The sequence below is a fragment of the Actinoplanes utahensis genome (assembly GCF_016862455.1).
Lineage (GTDB): Bacteria > Actinomycetota > Actinomycetes > Mycobacteriales > Micromonosporaceae > Actinoplanes > Actinoplanes utahensis.
The window spans coordinates 1-14,881 of the sequence record NZ_BOMZ01000030.1 but is presented as its reverse complement, the minus strand read 5'-3'; the positions used below and the strand labels follow the sequence as shown (position 1 = coordinate 14,881).

The 14,881-nt window shown below is 69.2% G+C and carries 13 protein-coding genes; 4 read left to right on the top strand and 9 right to left on the bottom strand.

The features are described 5' to 3' along the window. Positions 1–55: 55 nt before the first annotated feature. The 9 genes from Aut01nite_RS09695 to Aut01nite_RS09655 form a co-directional block, all read right to left on the bottom strand. A complete protein-coding gene (locus tag Aut01nite_RS09695; protein WP_052163272.1) occupies positions 56–829 on the bottom strand; it encodes a ComEA family DNA-binding protein in 774 nt (257 codons plus the stop codon). A gap of 22 nt (positions 830–851) precedes the next feature. Next, positions 852–1,307 (bottom strand): hypothetical protein, encoded by a 456-nt coding sequence (locus tag Aut01nite_RS09690; protein ID WP_152628509.1) that lies wholly within the window; start codon positions 1,305–1,307, stop codon positions 852–854. Positions 1,308–1,339: 32 nt separating this feature from the next. Beyond that, on the bottom strand, positions 1,340–1,825 hold the full coding sequence (locus Aut01nite_RS09685) for a YcxB family protein (RefSeq protein WP_043523027.1): 486 nt from the start codon (positions 1,823–1,825) through the stop codon (positions 1,340–1,342). 63 nt (positions 1,826–1,888) lie between these two features. Then, positions 1,889–5,164 (bottom strand): galactose-binding domain-containing protein, encoded by a 3,276-nt coding sequence (locus tag Aut01nite_RS09680; RefSeq protein WP_204037486.1) that lies wholly within the window; start codon positions 5,162–5,164, stop codon positions 1,889–1,891. A 60-nt stretch (positions 5,165–5,224) separates the two neighbouring features. Beyond that, positions 5,225–6,781, bottom strand: a complete 1,557-nt coding sequence (locus tag Aut01nite_RS09675) for a glycoside hydrolase family 13 protein (RefSeq protein WP_043523025.1) — start codon at positions 6,779–6,781, stop codon at positions 5,225–5,227. Continuing rightward, complete coding sequence (locus tag Aut01nite_RS09670) at positions 6,778–7,644, bottom strand: carbohydrate ABC transporter permease (protein WP_043523024.1); 867 nt, start codon at positions 7,642–7,644, stop codon at positions 6,778–6,780. Before Aut01nite_RS09670 ends, Aut01nite_RS09675 begins: the two co-directional genes overlap by 4 nt. Beyond that, positions 7,641–8,573 carry a carbohydrate ABC transporter permease gene (locus Aut01nite_RS09665; protein WP_043523022.1) on the bottom strand — a complete coding sequence of 311 codons (933 nt, stop codon included), beginning with the start codon at positions 8,571–8,573 and terminating at the stop codon, positions 7,641–7,643. The genes Aut01nite_RS09670 and Aut01nite_RS09665 overlap by 4 nt, the downstream gene beginning before the upstream one ends. A gap of 2 nt (positions 8,574–8,575) precedes the next feature. Then, positions 8,576–9,955 (bottom strand): ABC transporter substrate-binding protein, encoded by a 1,380-nt coding sequence (locus tag Aut01nite_RS09660; RefSeq protein ID WP_043523020.1) that lies wholly within the window; start codon positions 9,953–9,955, stop codon positions 8,576–8,578. A gap of 234 nt (positions 9,956–10,189) precedes the next feature. Then, positions 10,190–11,194, bottom strand: a complete 1,005-nt coding sequence (locus Aut01nite_RS09655) for a LacI family DNA-binding transcriptional regulator (protein ID WP_043523019.1) — start codon at positions 11,192–11,194, stop codon at positions 10,190–10,192. Positions 11,195–11,563: 369 nt separating this feature from the next. Between Aut01nite_RS09655 and Aut01nite_RS44240 the strand changes: the two genes are divergently transcribed. The 4 genes from Aut01nite_RS44240 (at position 11,564) to Aut01nite_RS09635 (ending at position 14,695) form a co-directional block, all read left to right on the top strand. After that, positions 11,564–12,094 (top strand): methyl-accepting chemotaxis protein, encoded by a 531-nt coding sequence (locus tag Aut01nite_RS44240; RefSeq protein WP_043523018.1) that lies wholly within the window; start codon positions 11,564–11,566, stop codon positions 12,092–12,094. A 133-nt stretch (positions 12,095–12,227) separates the two neighbouring features. Continuing rightward, on the top strand, positions 12,228–12,587 hold the full coding sequence (locus Aut01nite_RS09645) for a YchJ family protein (protein ID WP_373871461.1): 360 nt from the start codon (positions 12,228–12,230) through the stop codon (positions 12,585–12,587). 27 nt (positions 12,588–12,614) lie between these two features. Next, positions 12,615–13,466, top strand: a complete 852-nt coding sequence (gene kynA / locus Aut01nite_RS09640) for a tryptophan 2,3-dioxygenase (protein WP_043523015.1) — start codon at positions 12,615–12,617, stop codon at positions 13,464–13,466. Further along, the gene (locus tag Aut01nite_RS09635) at positions 13,463–14,695 is read left to right on the top strand and encodes a kynureninase (protein ID WP_043523014.1); all 1,233 of its coding nucleotides are present in this window, start codon (positions 13,463–13,465) and stop codon (positions 14,693–14,695) included. Before kynA ends, Aut01nite_RS09635 begins: the two co-directional genes overlap by 4 nt. Positions 14,696–14,881: the final 186 nt, after the last annotated feature.

Genomic DNA, 14,881 nt, shown 5'->3' with positions numbered 1-14,881 from the left:
AGCATGATGGGAGAGAACCACCGCGGACCGGAGGCGGGCAACCGCCGTAGCAGTGCTAACGAGGGATGAAGATCAGGCGGTCGCGGAAGAGCTCCAGCTTGTTGGGGGTGAGGCCGTCGCAGAAGACGACCAGCTCCTCCGGGGCGGTGAAACCGTTGTGCAGCTCGCGGGCCGCGACGATCTGCTCCGCGAGCGGCCGCTCGATCGACAGGTGACGCATCATCAGGTCGGCCGGCACGTGATTGACGTCGATCAGCCCACCGTCGTCGTACTGACGGCCGGGCAGGTCGGGGCGTCCGATCATCAGTTCGGACGCCAGAGCCGGCTGACTGGACTGCAGCTGGCGGGCCTCCTCGCGACGGGCGGCCCGCCACTGCGCCGCGGCCAGCGCCGGATCGACCCGCAGCGACTGGTGCCAGGCCGGCGGGGTCTGCGGGTAGTAGGTCAGCCCGGGGTGGTGCGGCGCGGGGCCGGCGCCCGGTGGGTACTGCTGGGTGGCGTACCGGAAGAAGGCGTTGCGGACCTGGGTCTGCAGGACCGCGGTGTGCGCCGTGCCGCCGATCCACAGGGTGAGGTAGCTGAACGCGTACAGCCCGCTGAGGAAACCGGTCTCGGCGCCGTCGTCGCGGACGCTGGCGAGCCCGCAGAGCACGAAGATCAGGGCGAGATAGCCGGCCGCGCAGATCTGGTGGAACCGGGAGCGCAGGCGCGACCCGCCGATCAGCACCATCAGCGGGGTGGCGAAGCCGCAGGTGAACAGCGGCACGAGGAACCACCAGCCCGTGACGGGTGGTACGGGTGGGCGCTGCCAGCGCGGATCGGGCTGCATAGTGCGAGGCTATCCCGCCGGATCAACTCGATCGACCGTGCTGATCCCCCGCACGGGTCAACCGGCTGAGGAATTCGTCCAGTTCGGCACGATCCGCGGCGTCGTCGGGGCGGGGCAGTTCCAGCGTCTGCGGGCCGGCGAGAACATATCGGTCCGGGCGCACCGTGGCCGACCGGATCCCGGCCCACTTCCAGGTACGGCGTCCTTCCATGGTGCGGACCTCGATCGTCTCGTCGGTGACGAGCCAGTGCTCCGGCTGCGGTTCGACGAGGCGCCGGACCCGCCGGTACACGTACAGCGCACGGGTGAGGGCGATCGTGCCGACGGTGAGGAAGAGCACGGCCGCCGCCTTGACGTCGCCGGGCGAGTGGGAACGCCAGGCGAGGAAGGTCCCGCCGGCGCCGACGATCAGCAGGGGGATCGCGATCGCGCCGTTCCACCACCACATCAGGCGCCGGGAGCCCTCGTGGCCGGGCATGCGCAGCGGCTCCTCGCGACTGAACTGGATGTTCATCCCGCGGCCGGCGCCAGGTCGTGCAGGAACGCCCGGAGCTCGGCGTCCTGTTCGGCGGTCAGCGGCTCGCGGGGGATGTCGTAGATCTTCGCCTGTCTGGTGACGAGCAGGTAGGCCTGTTCGGTCACCTGCACGGACCCGAACGCGCTCCAGTCGACCTCGGCGGACGAGTTCTCGGTGGACGAGGTGAAGCTCGTGGTGGTGAGCACCCAGGTCCGCGGGTTGAGCCAGCTCTCCGGCACGGTCACCGCACGCTTCCATCGCCAGAAGGCGAACCCGAACAGCGCGGCCGCCAGCGCCAGCAGCGCGCCGCCGGTGAACAGGGCCTTCGGGGCGAACTCCCCGGCGAGCGCGATGAACAGCGCGGCGAAGGCGACGATGACGCCGACCATCCGGACCGGCCCGACGATCATGTCGGCGCCCCGGGCGAACTGGCGCCGGAAGTATTCAGGAGTGCGGGTGTGGGTGAACTCGATATGCACCGATGAATGTTAAAGAACGTCGCCCGCGCCGGCTGCGCGGGCGACGCTCCTCCCCGTGGGTCTCTAGTTGCGGGTGATGGTGAAGGTGCCGGTCGGGTTCTCGATGTCCCGGTAGTTGTCGCTGAGCTGCAGGTTGTTGAAGGTCACCGAGCCGACCGCGGGACCCTGGCCGGCCTCCGGCATCGGGTTGGCCCAGACCGCGTAACCGGACTTGGCGTCGTACTGGTCACCGCTGCGCTGCGCCCCGGTGATCGACACGTTGGTGAAGACCGTGTCCTTGATCGGGTTCTGCGGCTGCCCGCCCACGTAGTTGGTCTGGAACATGATCCCGGAGTACGTCGGGTCGACGATGTCCACGTTCGAGACCCGGATGCCCTGGAACACCTTCGACGCGGAGAACACCCAGATCGCCGGGAACACCTGGTCGCCCCAGAAGTGGCCGCCGGCCCGGACGATCGAGATGTTGTCGAAGACGGTCGGCGGGTCGGCCCCGAACCCGTTCATCGGGTACCCGAAGTCCAGTGAGCTGATCGTGATGCCCGAGTACACGAGGGTGTCGGCGATGTAGATGTTCTTGAACGTGTTCGCGTACCCGCCGTAGACGGCGATGCCGGCGGCCCGCCACGTCAGGATCGACGTGAGGTTGGAATAGACGTTGTTGATCTCGTCGGCGCCGCCCGCGTCGATCGCCGAGAACAGCGCGAAGCTGTCGTCGCCGGTGGCCCGGGCCTCGTTGTTGTCGACCAGGTTGCCGGTCGAGCCGTTGGTCATGTTCACGCCGTCGGCGAAGGTGTTCCGGATCCGCGCGTTCCTGATCACCATGTTGTCGGTGTTCGCGCCCCAGTACAGGCAGACCACGTGCTCGGCCCAGATGTTGTCGATGGTGATGCCGCTGACGTTGGCGAAGTCGAAGACCTTGCCGGGCCCGTCGATGCGGATCGTGTAGTTGCCGAAGAACGCGAAGTCCGCGAACGTCGATCCGTTGGCGGTGGCGTCGGCCCGGAAGCCGGCGTCCGTCTCGGTCTGGGTGGACGGCGTGTGGAAGCGGGTGAACCACGGTCCGGCGCCGACGACCTTGAGCGCCCGACCGTACACCTGGAACTTGTTGGAGGTCTGGTAGTCGCCCGCCGGAAGGTAGACGCCGACCTTGGTGGTGTCCTGCCGGGCGGTGTCCAGGGCGTTCTGCACCGACTGCTGATCGAAACCGGTCGGCACCACGTAGCGGGCCGGGTCCGGGTTGGCGATGGCCGTGACCTGCTCCAGGTTGATGAAGTCGATCGCGATCGGCCCGGCGTTGGCGGCGTCCTTCTGGAGCTTGATCGTGCTGCCCGCCGGGAACGATCCGGTCAGCATGATGTTCGCTTCGTCGTAGATGTGCCGCGGGTTGGTCCCGGAGTTCTGCGGGGCCGCCTCGTTGCCGTACAGCCAGGCGTATTTCGAGGTCAGCGGCAGGCTCCGGTTGAGGGTGCCGTTGACGTAGACGTTCACCGAGCTGGTCGTGCCGTCCGGGATGGAGAACCGCGCGACCACCGTGTTCGTCGCCGCCCGGCTGGTCCACTGGACGTACGCGCCGGTCTGGTTCAGGGTGACCGCCTTGCGGCCGGACGCCTCCCCGGCCAGGTCACCGACCTTGCGGTTGGGCCCAACGACTGCCGCGCCGCCGCCGGTCTGGCCGTCCTCGGCCTCGTAGAAGTCGAACGGCATGTTCGCGCCGCGGCCCACGAAGAACGGCTTCTCGCTGGTGTTGTTGGCCTGCTTGACCGGCAGCTCCGCGGAGTCCGGCGCGACCACCGTCCGGACCGTGTAGCGGCCGTTCGCCGCGGTCCACGAACCGAGGTTGAGGACTGTCGAGGCGCCGGCGGCCAGGGTGCCGGTGTACGACCCGGTCAGGGTGCGGACCACCGATGAGCCGCTGAGGATCGTCACCGTCACGCCGTGCGCGCCGGACGACGTGGCGGCCGAGCCCTGATTGCGCAGCGTGACGGCGAACGACACCGCGGCGCCGGGCGCCGGGGTGGCCGGCGTCCACGTGACAGTGGAGGCGATCAGGTCGGCGCTGCTCACCGGGGTGACGACGAGCGCGGACGGGTGGGTCCACGCGTTGTTCGCCTCGTTGGTCTCGACGACTGTGCCGGCCTCGTCGACCCTCGCCGACAACTGGTAGCTGCCGGAGTCCTTTACCCCGATGCTCGCCGACACCGTCTGTGACTGACCGGCCGCCAGCGACGGGACGGCCACGGTCCCTGCTCTGGCCGTACCCAGGTAGAAGTTGACGTTGGTGGCGGCGGACGGCGCCGTGCCCGCGTTGCGGACCGTGGCCGACGCGGTGATCGCGTCCGTCTCGACCGGGGCTGCGGGGGAGAAGCCGGTGCCGGTGATGGTCAGATCCGGGTTGGGCGCGAGAGAGCCGAACGCCTGCACCTCCGCGACCTGCCCGCTCGGCGCCCCGGTGTTGCCGCTGAAGGAGAGGCGCAGGTCGGCGAGGGTCGCCGAGACCGGAATGGTCACGGTGTTGCCGGAGGCGGGATCGAAGGCGTACGCCTTGGCGGCCGCGACCGTGGTGAACCCGGAGCCGTCCTGTGCCCGGCCGAGGACCGCGAAGGTCTGTGTCCGGGCGCCCCACGCGCCTGCCGGGTTGAGTTTGACGACCACCGAGGTCAGGGCCGCGTTCGCGCCAAGCTTGACGGTCAGGTCGGCCGGCAGCCCGCCGCCCTCCCAGTAGGTGGCGGTGTCCTCGTCGTTGGCGTTGACCGCCGCGAAGGTGTGCACCGTGGAGGACGCCTCGGCCGGCTTCTTCGCCGCGAGGTTCGTCCCGGTCGGCGGCGGCGGTTCTTCGCCGCCCGGCCCGTAGATCTCCAGTTCGGAGAGCTGCGCGGCGGGCCAGCCGGTGTTCGCCGTGAACGTCAGCCGGACGAAGCGGACGCTGACAGCGGTGAGGCCGACGGTGACGGTGTTCGCCGAGGCCGGGTCGAAGGTGTAACCGGCGGAGGATTTCAGGGTGGTGAACGAGGTGCCGTTCGTGCTGCCCTGGACTGTCACCGTCTGGGTGCGGGTGGCCCAGGCGGCGGCCGGCGGCAGCTTCAGGACCGCCCGGTCGATCTCGGTGGTGGCGCCGAGGTCGACCTGGATCCACTGCGGAAAGGCGCCGTTCGCGCTCTCCCAATAGCTGTTCGCGTTGCCGTCACCGGCGTTGCCGGCGGTGTAGACCTGGGAGTGGCCGCCGGCGGTGAAGGACTTCCCGGCAGCGAGGTTGGGACCGGCCGCGGTGGCGGCGGCCGGTGCGTGGAGGAGTGCGGCGATGATGCCCGCGGTGACCGCGAGCACCCGTAGTCGAGACATGGGAGCGCCTCTCTTCTTACGGGACGGGATGGTGCACCCAGGCCGCGTCGCCTGGACGAGTCACCTGGCTCGCAGCCACACGGCGGTGTCGGGGGGAAGACATCCGTCGTCGAGAGGGCCGCTGGCCAGGATCGGGGTGGAACCGTCCGGCAGCCTGACGGGCCGGCCGGCGAGGTTGAGGTAGCAGGCGAACTCCGGCCCGCGGGTGTAGGCGAGCACCCGGTCGTCACCGGGCAGCCAGGCGAAACCCTGGTCGCGGAAGGTGCGCAGCCGGATCGCCGAGCGGTACAGCTCCAGCATCGAGCCGGGGTCGCCGGTCTGCGCCTGGACGGTCCGGTCCTTCCACTCGGCCGGTTGCGGCAGCCACGGCCGGCCCTCGGTGAAGCCGTACGGCGGCGCGTCGCCGGACCACGGCAGCGGCACCCGGCATCCGTCCCGGGTGTGGCCGCGACGGGCGTACATCGGATCCTGGATCTGGTCCTCCGGGATGTTCTCGTTCTCCCAGAGGCCCAGCTCCTCGCCCTGGTAGAGGTAGGCCGCGCCGGGCAGCGACAGGGTCAGCAGCGCGGCCGCCCGGGCCCGCCGGGTGCCCAGCTCGAGATCCACCGGGACGCCGTCGAGGTTGTTCTCGAAGCTGAACGTGGTGTCGGTGCGGCCGTACCGGGTGACGTGCCGGGTCACGTCGTGGTTGGACAGGACCCAGGTGGGCGGGGCGCCGACGCGGGCGTGCGCGTCCAGGGTGCGATCGATGCAGGACCGCATGAGGTACGGGTCCCACGCGCAGCCGAGGAAGTCGAAGTTGAACGCCGCGTGCAGTTCGTCCGCGCGCAGATAGTTGGTGAACCGTTCGACGTCCGGCATCCACACCTCGCCGATCAGCGCCCGGTCGTCGTACTCGTCGGCGATCCGCCGCCACGACCGGTACACGTCGTGCACCGCGTCCAGGTCGTGGAACGGGTGCGGCGCGCCGTCGGTGACCTCGGGCAGCGCCGGGTCCTTGAACAGCAGGGCCGCCGAGTCGATCCGGATGCCGTCGGCGCCCCGGTCGAACCAGAACCGCAGGATGCTCTCGAACTCCGCGCGCACGTCCGGGTGCTCCCAGTTCAGGTCCGGCTGCTGCGGGGTGAACAGGTGCAGGTACCAGTCCTCGCCGTCCGGGGTCCGGCTCCACGCCGTACCGCCGAACTCCCCGATCCATTTTGTAGGCATATTTTGGCTTTTACGGAACCAGAAGTAGTCCCGCTCCTTGCCACCCTTCAATGCCGCTCGGAACCACGGGTGCTCGCTGGAGACGTGGTTGGGGACGATGTCGATGATGATCCGGATGCCCGCCTCGTGCGCCTCGGCGATCAGCGCCTCCGCCTCGGCCAGGGTGCCGAAGGCCGGGTCGATGTCGCGGAAGTCGGACACGTCGTAACCGGCGTCGGCCATCGGCGACGGGTACCACGGGCTCATCCAGATCGCGTCGACACCGAGATCGCGCAGATGGCCGAGGCGCGCGCGGACCCCGGCGAGGTCACCGACCCCGTCCCCGTCGCCGTCCGCGAAGCTCCGCGGGTACACCTGGTAGATCACCGCGTCGCGCCACCAAGGAGTGGACACTGGTACCTCTTTCATCCCTTGAGGCTGCCTGTGGTCAGGCCGGACATGATGTTGCGCTGGAAGATCAGGAAGATGATCACGGTCGGGAGTGCGGCGATCACCGAGGCCGCGACCACCACGTTCTGCGGCGTGCCCGCCGCGAACGCGTAGATGCCGACGCTGATCGTGCGGGTCTCCGGATGCGGCATGACCAGCAGCGGCCAGAGGAAGTCCTTCCACACCGCGGTCACCGCGAAGATCGACACCACGCCGAGGATCGGCCGCGACATCGGCAGGATGATCGACCAGAGGGTCCGCAGCGGTGACGCCCCGTCCACGAACGCGGCCGCCATGATCTCGTCCGGGATCGAGTCGAAGAACCGCTTGAGCAGGAAGATGTTGAAGGCGTTGGCGACCATCGGCAGCCAGATCGCGAACGGCGAGTCGATCAGGCTGAGGTTCAGCACCGGCAGGTCGATCACCGTCTGGTACTGCGGGACGATCAGCACCATCGCCGGGATCAGCAGGGTCGCCAGCATCGCGCCGAGGATCGCGTTGCCGAAGGCCGGGCGCAGCTTCGACAGCGCGTACGCCGCGGAGGTGTCCAGCACCAGCTGGAACAGCACCGCGCCGGCCGCGTAGTACACCGTGTTGAACAGCAGCTTCGCCAGGTCCAGCTGGTTCCACGCGTCGGCGTAGTTGCCGAACTGCGGATCCTTCGGGAACAGCGTCGGCGGGGTCTGCGCGATCTCCTGGCCGGACTTCAGCGCCCCGGTCACCATCCAGTACAGCGGCCCGAGGAAGACCAGGGTGAACACCACCACGACCAGGGTCAGCAGGCCCCAGTAGAGGACGCGGCCCCGCCGGAGCTGGGTGGACGAGACGAGGGTCCGGCTCATGAGTCCCCCCGGGTGCTCAGCCGCAGATAGATCGCGGAGAAGGCGGCCAGCACGACCAGCATGATCACGCCGAGGGCGGCGGCGCCGTTCAGGTCGTTCTGGAAGAAGCCGTGCTGGTAGATGAGGTACGCGACCGAGGTGGCCGAGTCCTGCGTGCCGGCCCCGTTGGCCAGGATCAGCGGCTCGATGAACAACTGCATGGTCGCGACGATCTGCATCATCGCGAGCAGGGCCAGGATCAGCCGGGTCTGCGGGACGGTGACGTGCCAGATCCGCTTGAGGATGCCGGCGCCGTCCAGTTCGGCGGCCTCGTACAGCTCGCCCGGGATGTTCTGCAGCGCGGCCAGGTAGATCAGCACCGCGCCGCCCATGTTCATCCAGGTCGAGGCGATCACCATGGCCGGCATCGTCATCGCCGGCGACTGCATCCACTCCGACGTCGGCAGGCCCACCGCCGTCAGCAGCGCGTTGAACAGGCCCGCCTCACTCGGGTCGTAAGCGTAGAACTTGAACAGGTAGAGCGCCGACGCGGGCGGCAGCATGACCGGCAGGTAGACCAGGATCCGCAGGTAACCCTTCGCGTGCCGGAACTCGTTGAGCACGATCGCCACGACGAACGGCAGCGCGAACCCGAGGACCAGGGCCAGCCCGGTGAAGGTGAAGGTGTTCCGCCAGGCGATCCAGAAGCTCGGGTCGTCGATGATCCGGACGTAGTTGTCCCAGCCCACCCAGGTGGTGACACCACGGCGGGTGCGCTGGAAGCTCATCACCAGCCCGCGGATCATCGGGTACCACATGAAGACGGCGAAACAGATCACCGCCCCGATCAGGAACCCGTGCCCGGTCAGGTCGTCGTGCAGCTTGCGGCGCTTCTTGAGGACCCCCGCCTCGGCGACCGGCGCCGGGGCGGGGGCGGTGAGGAGGGCCATGCTCAGCTACCGGCCGCCAGCAGCTGATCGACCTTCTCCTCGGCGGTCTTGAGGAGCGTGTCGATGTTCGCGTTCGGGTCGGTCAGCACCCCGGACATCGCCGAGTCGAGGATCGCGTAGATCGCCTGGGCGTCGCGCGGCTCGCCGACGATCGGCAACTGCTTGTCCTCGAACAGCTGGAAGTTCTCGATCGGCACGTTCGCATTGGCCTTGCGCAGCTCGACCTCCTGCTTCTGCGCCTCGCTGCCCGGGGCGAACAGCAGCGGCTGGGGCAGGCCGACCGGGTAGTTCTGCGGCTTGGCCCGGACGTAGTCGAACTGGCCCTTGCCCGGCGTGAGCTTCTGGTAGGCGATCCACTTCAGACCGGCCTCCACCTGCTCCTTGGTAAGGTCCTTCTTGAAGAAGTAGCCCTCGCCGCCGCCGAGCGTGGTCTTGGCCAGGTCGGTCTGACCCGGCAGCGGAGCGACCGCCCAGTCCTCGAACCTGCCCTTGAACTGGCTGACGATCGCCTGGGTGGTGTCCGGCGCGCCGATGAACATGCCGACCTTGCCGGCGGCGGCGTTGGTCAGCAGGTCGCCCCACTGCAGCAGCTGGCGGCTGCCCATGCTGTCGTCGCCGTACCGCATGTCCTTGAGGTTCTGCAGGACCTGCTTGCCCTCGGCGGTGTTGAACGCGGCCTTCTTGCCGTCCTCGGACAGCACCCGGCCGCCCTGTGAGTAGAGCAGCGAGGTGAAGTGCCAGCCGCCGGTGTTGCCGGCGCTGTACTCCGCGTACCCGGCCACGCTCTTGTCGGTGGCGCTGATCTTCTTGGCCGCCGCCCGGACCTCGGGCCACGTCTTCGGCGGGTTGTCGACGTCCAGGCCGGCCTTCCGGAAGAGCGTCTTGTTGTAGACCAGGCCCATCGAGTAGTTCTTCACCGGTACGCCGTAGAGCTTGCCGCCGTCGGTGAAGACCTCCTTCAGCGCCGGATCGACGCTGTCCCAGGTGGCGACGGTGTCCTTGCTGACGTACGAGGTGATGTCCATCGCCTGACCGGAGTCCAGCACCTGCTGGAGGTCGGTCATGTAGCCGTAGAACACGTCGGTGGTGGTGCCCCCGGCCAGCCGGGCGGTGAAGTCCGGCGGGTTGTTGCACTGCTGGCCGACGCTGATGCTCTTGATCACGATGTCGGGGTTCTGCTTCTGGAACTCGGCGACATCCGCGTTCCAGTTGTCCAGAAGCTCCTTCTGCGCGGCGACCGGCTGGCAGTCGACCGTGATGGTGACCTTGCCGGCGGCGTCGGTCCCGCCGTCGTCGCTCTTGGTGGAGCATGCCGTCAGGCTGAGTCCCAGGCCGGCCACGAGCGCCAGCGCCGCGACCTTCCGGTACTGCGGTACGGACATCTGTCCATCCCTTCGGGAACGGGTGTTCTATCCATGGCCATCGCTGATTCGCGTTGTGGTCACCACGGGTGTTTCTCGCTCGTAGTGAGTGGCGTCACTGTAACGAGGCGAGCATGTGTCCGCAAGGTTTCGATTTTCCATTGCAAAAACGCGACCAGTGCACGGCAGGACCGATTGCGGGTACGAGAAAGGCCGCCGACCACGTGGTCGGCGGCCTGTGGGCCGTACCGTGGATCAGTCCTTCCGTGCCGGCCCCGTGGACCCGCGGACCACCAGCTCCGGCTCGAAGAGCAGCTCGTCGGAGAACTCGCGGCCCTCGTCGATCTGGCTCACCAGCAGGTCCACCGCCGCCTGGCCCATCGTCTCGATCGGCTGCCGCACCGTCGTCAACGGCGGATCCGTGCAGGTCATGAACGCCGAATCGTCGAACCCGACCACCGACACGTCACCCGGCACCGCCCGGCCCAGCCGCCGAGCCGCCCGGATCGCGCCCAGCGCGAGGACGTCGCTGGCGCAGACGATGCCGGTCACGCCGCGCTCGACCAGCTTGGTCGCCGCCACCCGGGCGCCCTCCATGGAGAAGCTGGACCGCTCCACCAGAGCCTCCGCCTCCGTCGCCGAGCCGGCCACCGAGAGCATCGCGTTCAGCTTGCGGCGGGACGGGATGTGCCCCGCCGGGCCGAGCACCATGCCGATCCGCTCGTGACCGAGGGAGCGGAGATGCCCGTACGCCTGCTCGACGGCGACCGCGTCGTCGGTGGACACCCGCGGAAACCCCAGCTCGTCGACACCCGCGTTGACCAGCACCACCGGCAGGCCGCGCTCGACCAGCCGCAGATAGTGCTCGTGCGAGGCGTCGGCCAGCGCATAGGACCCGCCCGCGAAGATCACCCCGGACACCTGGTGGTCCAGCAGCATCTCCACATAATCCGACTCGGGGACGCCACCGATCGTGCGGGCGCACAGCGCCGGGGTGAACCCGCGCTGAGCCAGCGAGCCGGTCACCACCTCGGCGAGAGCGGGAAAGATCGGGTTCTGCAGCTCGGGCAGGACCAGGCCGACGAGCCGGGCCCGCTCGCCGCGCAACTTGGTGGGCCGCTCGTAACCCAGCACGTCCAGCGCGGTCAGCACCGACGTGCGGGTGGCCTGGGAGACGCCGGTGCGCCCGTTGAGCACCCGGCTGACCGTCGCCTCGCTGACGCCGGCCTTCTTCGCCACCTCGGCTAGTCGTTTCGTCACTTCGCAATACTACGTCAGTCCCATGCAAAAAACGAATCGTTTCTTGCTCTCACTTGCAGCATCTTGCGGCCATCCAGTCGGTTCTCACTGCTGTCTCAGCGCGGCTGAGACAGCATTGCCGGCCAGCCGGGTGGCCGGGCTTACGCCGATGGTTCTGACTGTCGTCTCGACCGCGCCGAGACAGCGGTGAGGGCCAGCCGGTTGGTTGGTCGGGGTCAGGCCGGGCTGGTTCTGAGGGCTGTCTCGGGCGCGGTGAGACAGCGGTGAGAGCCGGCCGGGTGGGGGTGACCGGATCGGGGAAAACGCCGCGCGGCCGGTGGGAGAGATGGGATGTTGTGTGGCGACGGGCAGAGAGGGGCCGCTATCACCATGTCCGACTGGGATCAGAGCGACGGCTGGTCGGCCGGGGGCCAGCAGGACTGGTCGGCCGGTGGGGGCCAGCAGGACTGGTCGGCGCAGGACCGGCAGCGCGACTCCGTGCACCGGCTGGCGAACGTCAGCAACGACATGGCCGCGGCCACCGACGCGGCGGTGCGGGCGGCCGAGACGGCCGTGCAGGTGATCCAGCGGCTCGAGGCGAGCAGCACCGAGATCGGCAAAGTCGTGCAGCTGATCGCGACCATCGCCAAGCAGACCAACCTGCTCGCGCTGAACGCGACGATCGAGGCGGCCCGGGCCGGTGAGGCGGGCCGGGGCTTCGCGGTGGTGGCCAGCGAGGTCAAGGACCTGGCCAACGAGACGGCCACGGCGACCAGCGAGATCGGGACCCAGGTCGGTGGGATCCGGGCGGACACCCAGAACGCGGTCTCCGCCATCGAAGAGATGCAGGGACTGATCGAGGAACTCGACCGCTGTCAGAAAGTGATCAGCGGAATCGTGGTCGAGCAACAGGCCGGCTGATCGGCGACGGCCGCGGACCGCGGGCGGCTCGCGGGCTGCGGGGGATCGCGGGCGACTCGTGGGCGGCCGGAGGTGGTGCGGGAGACTGGCGGGCATGGCTCGTAGATCTCCCCGGCCCCGGCCCGCCGCTGCGGTGTGCCCGTGCGGTCGTGGCCCGTACCAGCAATGTTGTGGAAGCCTGCACCAGGGCGCGGCCGCAGCCGATCCGGAATCCCTGATGCGTTCGCGTTTCAGCGCCTACGCGCTGGACAACAGGGAGTATGTGCTCCGGACCTGGCATCCGGAGACGCGGCCGCGGGCCGTGGCGCCCGACCCCGGGCTGCGCTGGACGCGCCTGGAGGTGCTGGACCACGGCGGCGGTGGCGTCTTCGACGCGGAGGGGACCGTCGAGTTCCGGGCACACTACATCGATGGCGGTCAGCCCGGTGTGATGGCGGAGCGGAGCCGGTTCGTCCGGCACGACGGCCGATGGGTCTACTGGGGGCCGCTGTGATCTCCTTGAGGCAGGAGGTGGATCGTCATGTCGGCACAGCGGCCGCTCGAGGACGGCATCGTCAGGGACTTCAAGGTCAATCTCTCGTACGGTGAGTACCTGCACCTGGAGCAGATCCTCGGAGCTCAGCATCCGGTCAGCGTGCCGGAGCACCACGACGAGCTGTTGTTCATCGTGCAGCATCAGACGTCCGAGCTGTGGCTGAAACTGATCGTGCACGAGTTGCGTGCGGTCCAGCAGCACCTGGCCAAGGACGAGCTGCGGCCCGCGCTCAAGGGGCTGGCCCGGGTCAAGCACATCCAGCGCACCCTGACCGAGCAGTGGTCGGTGCTGGCGACCCTCACCCCGTCGGAGTACGCGGAGTTCCGCTCGTTCCTCGGCACCTCGTCGGGTTTCCAGTCGTACCAGTACCGGGCGATCGAGTTCCGGCTCGGCAACAAGCACCGCGAGATGCTGAAGATCTTCGACGACCAGCCGGAAGCGCGGGAGATGCTCGCCGACGCGCTCGCCACACCCAGCGTGTACGACGAGTTCCTGCACTTCCTGGCCCGGCGCGGCCACCAGGTGCCGGACGAGATCCTGCGACGCGACGTCACCGAGGCGTACGAGTACCACCCCGAGCTGGTCCCGGTCTTCCAGCACATCTACGAGAACGCCGATCAGAACTGGGACGTCTACGAGGCCTGTGAGGAGCTCGTCGACCTGGAGGAGAACTTCCAGCTGTGGCGGTTCCGGCACCTCAAGACGGTGGAACGGACGATCGGCTTCAAACGGGGCACCGGCGGATCCAGCGGGGTGGGCTTCCTGAAGGCCGCTCTCGATCTGACATTCTTCCCCGAGCTGTACGCCGTCCGTACCGAGATCGGAGTGCCCCGTTGACCGTCGGCCCGCTCGACCGCGCCGCCGCCCTGGACGCGGCTGATCCGCTCGCCGGGCACCGGTCGCGGTTCATCACCCCGCCCGCCGGCGAACTGCTCTCCTACCTCGACGGCAACTCGCTCGGCCGGCCCCTCGAAGCCACCGCCGAGCTGGTCGGCGAGTTCATCCGCAAGCAGTGGGGCGGCCGGCTGATCCGCGGCTGGGACGAGAGCTGGCTGGACTGGCCGCTCACCCTCGGTGACCGGCTCGGCGCGGTGGCGCTCGGCGCGTCCGCCGGCCAGACGGTGATCGGCGACTCGACCACGGTGCTGCTGTACAAGCTGGCCCGGGCCGCGGTCGACGCCCGGCCCGGCCGCCGCACCGTCGTGCTGGACACCGACAACTTCCCCACCGACCGGTACGTCCTGGAGGGCGTCGCCGCCGAACGCGGCCTGCGCCTGGAGTGGATCGAGACCGACCCGGCCGCCGGCATCACCGCCGAGCAGGTCGCCGGGGTGGTCGGCGACGACACCGCGCTGGTGCTGTTCAGCCACGTCGCGTACCGCTCCGGCTGGCTGGCCGACGTCGCCGGGATCAACCGGGTCGCGCACGCCGCCGGGGCGCTGACCCTGTGGGATCTGTGCCATTCGGCCGGCTCGGTGCCGATCGCCCTGGACGAGTGGGGTGTCGACCTCGCCGTCGGGTGCACCTACAAGTACCTCAACGGCGGGCCGGGCGCGCCCGCCTTCGCCTACCTGCGGCACGAGCTGCAGGGCGAGCTGCGGCAGCCGATCCAGGGCTGGATGGGGCACCGGGCGGCGTTCGAGATGGGACCCGGCTACGAGCCGGCGGCCGGGATCCGGGCGCTGCTCAGCGGCACCCCGCCGATCCTGGCGATGGTTCCCCTGCACGCCAACCTGGACATGCTCGCCGACGCCGGCATCGAGGCGGTCCGCGCCAAGTCGCTGCTGCTCACCGACCTGGTGCTGGATATCGCGGACGAGTGGCTGGCGCCGTACGGGGTCGAGGTCGCCGGTCCCCGCGAGGCGGCCCGGCGGGGCGGCCACGTGACGCTGCGGCGGGACGGTTTCCAGGAGTTCCTGGAGCCGCTCTGGGACAGCGGCGTCATCCCGGACTACCGCCGCCCGGACGGGCTGCGCATCGGCCCGGCGCCGCTGAGCACCAGCTTCACCGAGGTCTGCCAGGGTCTGACCGTCCTCCGCGACCTGCTGGAGAAGGCCCGCCGGTGACCACCGAACCGAACGCCGCCTGTGAAACCGAGGCCCGGTCGGCTGCCGGCTGCTGTGGCGCATCCGGCGCCGGGTGTGGGCTTGCCGCGTTGCGGCGGAGCTCCGGGCCGCGGCCGACGGTGACGGTCGCGGAGGAGACCACGCTGGAGGAGCCGCCCGCGGCCCTCGACAGCACGGCCTCCGCCG

What these genes read in the sequence shown, in the direction of transcription:
- Aut01nite_RS09695 (WP_052163272.1), bottom strand. Translation starts at nt 829, where the DNA reads ATGCAGCCCGATCCGCGCTGGCAGCGCCCACCCGTACCACCCGTCACG.
- Aut01nite_RS09690 (WP_152628509.1), bottom strand. Translation starts at nt 1,307, where the DNA reads ATGCCCGGCCACGAGGGCTCCCGGCGCCTGATGTGGTGGTGGAACGGC.
- Aut01nite_RS09665 (WP_043523022.1), bottom strand. Translation starts at nt 8,573, where the DNA reads ATGGCCCTCCTCACCGCCCCCGCCCCGGCGCCGGTCGCCGAGGCGGGG.
- Aut01nite_RS09675 (WP_043523025.1), bottom strand. Translation starts at nt 6,781, where the DNA reads ATGAAAGAGGTACCAGTGTCCACTCCTTGGTGGCGCGACGCGGTGATC.
- Aut01nite_RS09670 (WP_043523024.1), bottom strand. Translation starts at nt 7,644, where the DNA reads ATGAGCCGGACCCTCGTCTCGTCCACCCAGCTCCGGCGGGGCCGCGTC.
- Aut01nite_RS44240 (WP_043523018.1), top strand. Translation starts at nt 11,564, where the DNA reads ATGTCCGACTGGGATCAGAGCGACGGCTGGTCGGCCGGGGGCCAGCAG.
- Aut01nite_RS09680 (WP_204037486.1), bottom strand. Translation starts at nt 5,164, where the DNA reads ATGTCTCGACTACGGGTGCTCGCGGTCACCGCGGGCATCATCGCCGCA.
- Aut01nite_RS09660 (WP_043523020.1), bottom strand. Translation starts at nt 9,955, where the DNA reads ATGTCCGTACCGCAGTACCGGAAGGTCGCGGCGCTGGCGCTCGTGGCC.
- kynA (WP_043523015.1), top strand. Translation starts at nt 12,615, where the DNA reads ATGTCGGCACAGCGGCCGCTCGAGGACGGCATCGTCAGGGACTTCAAG.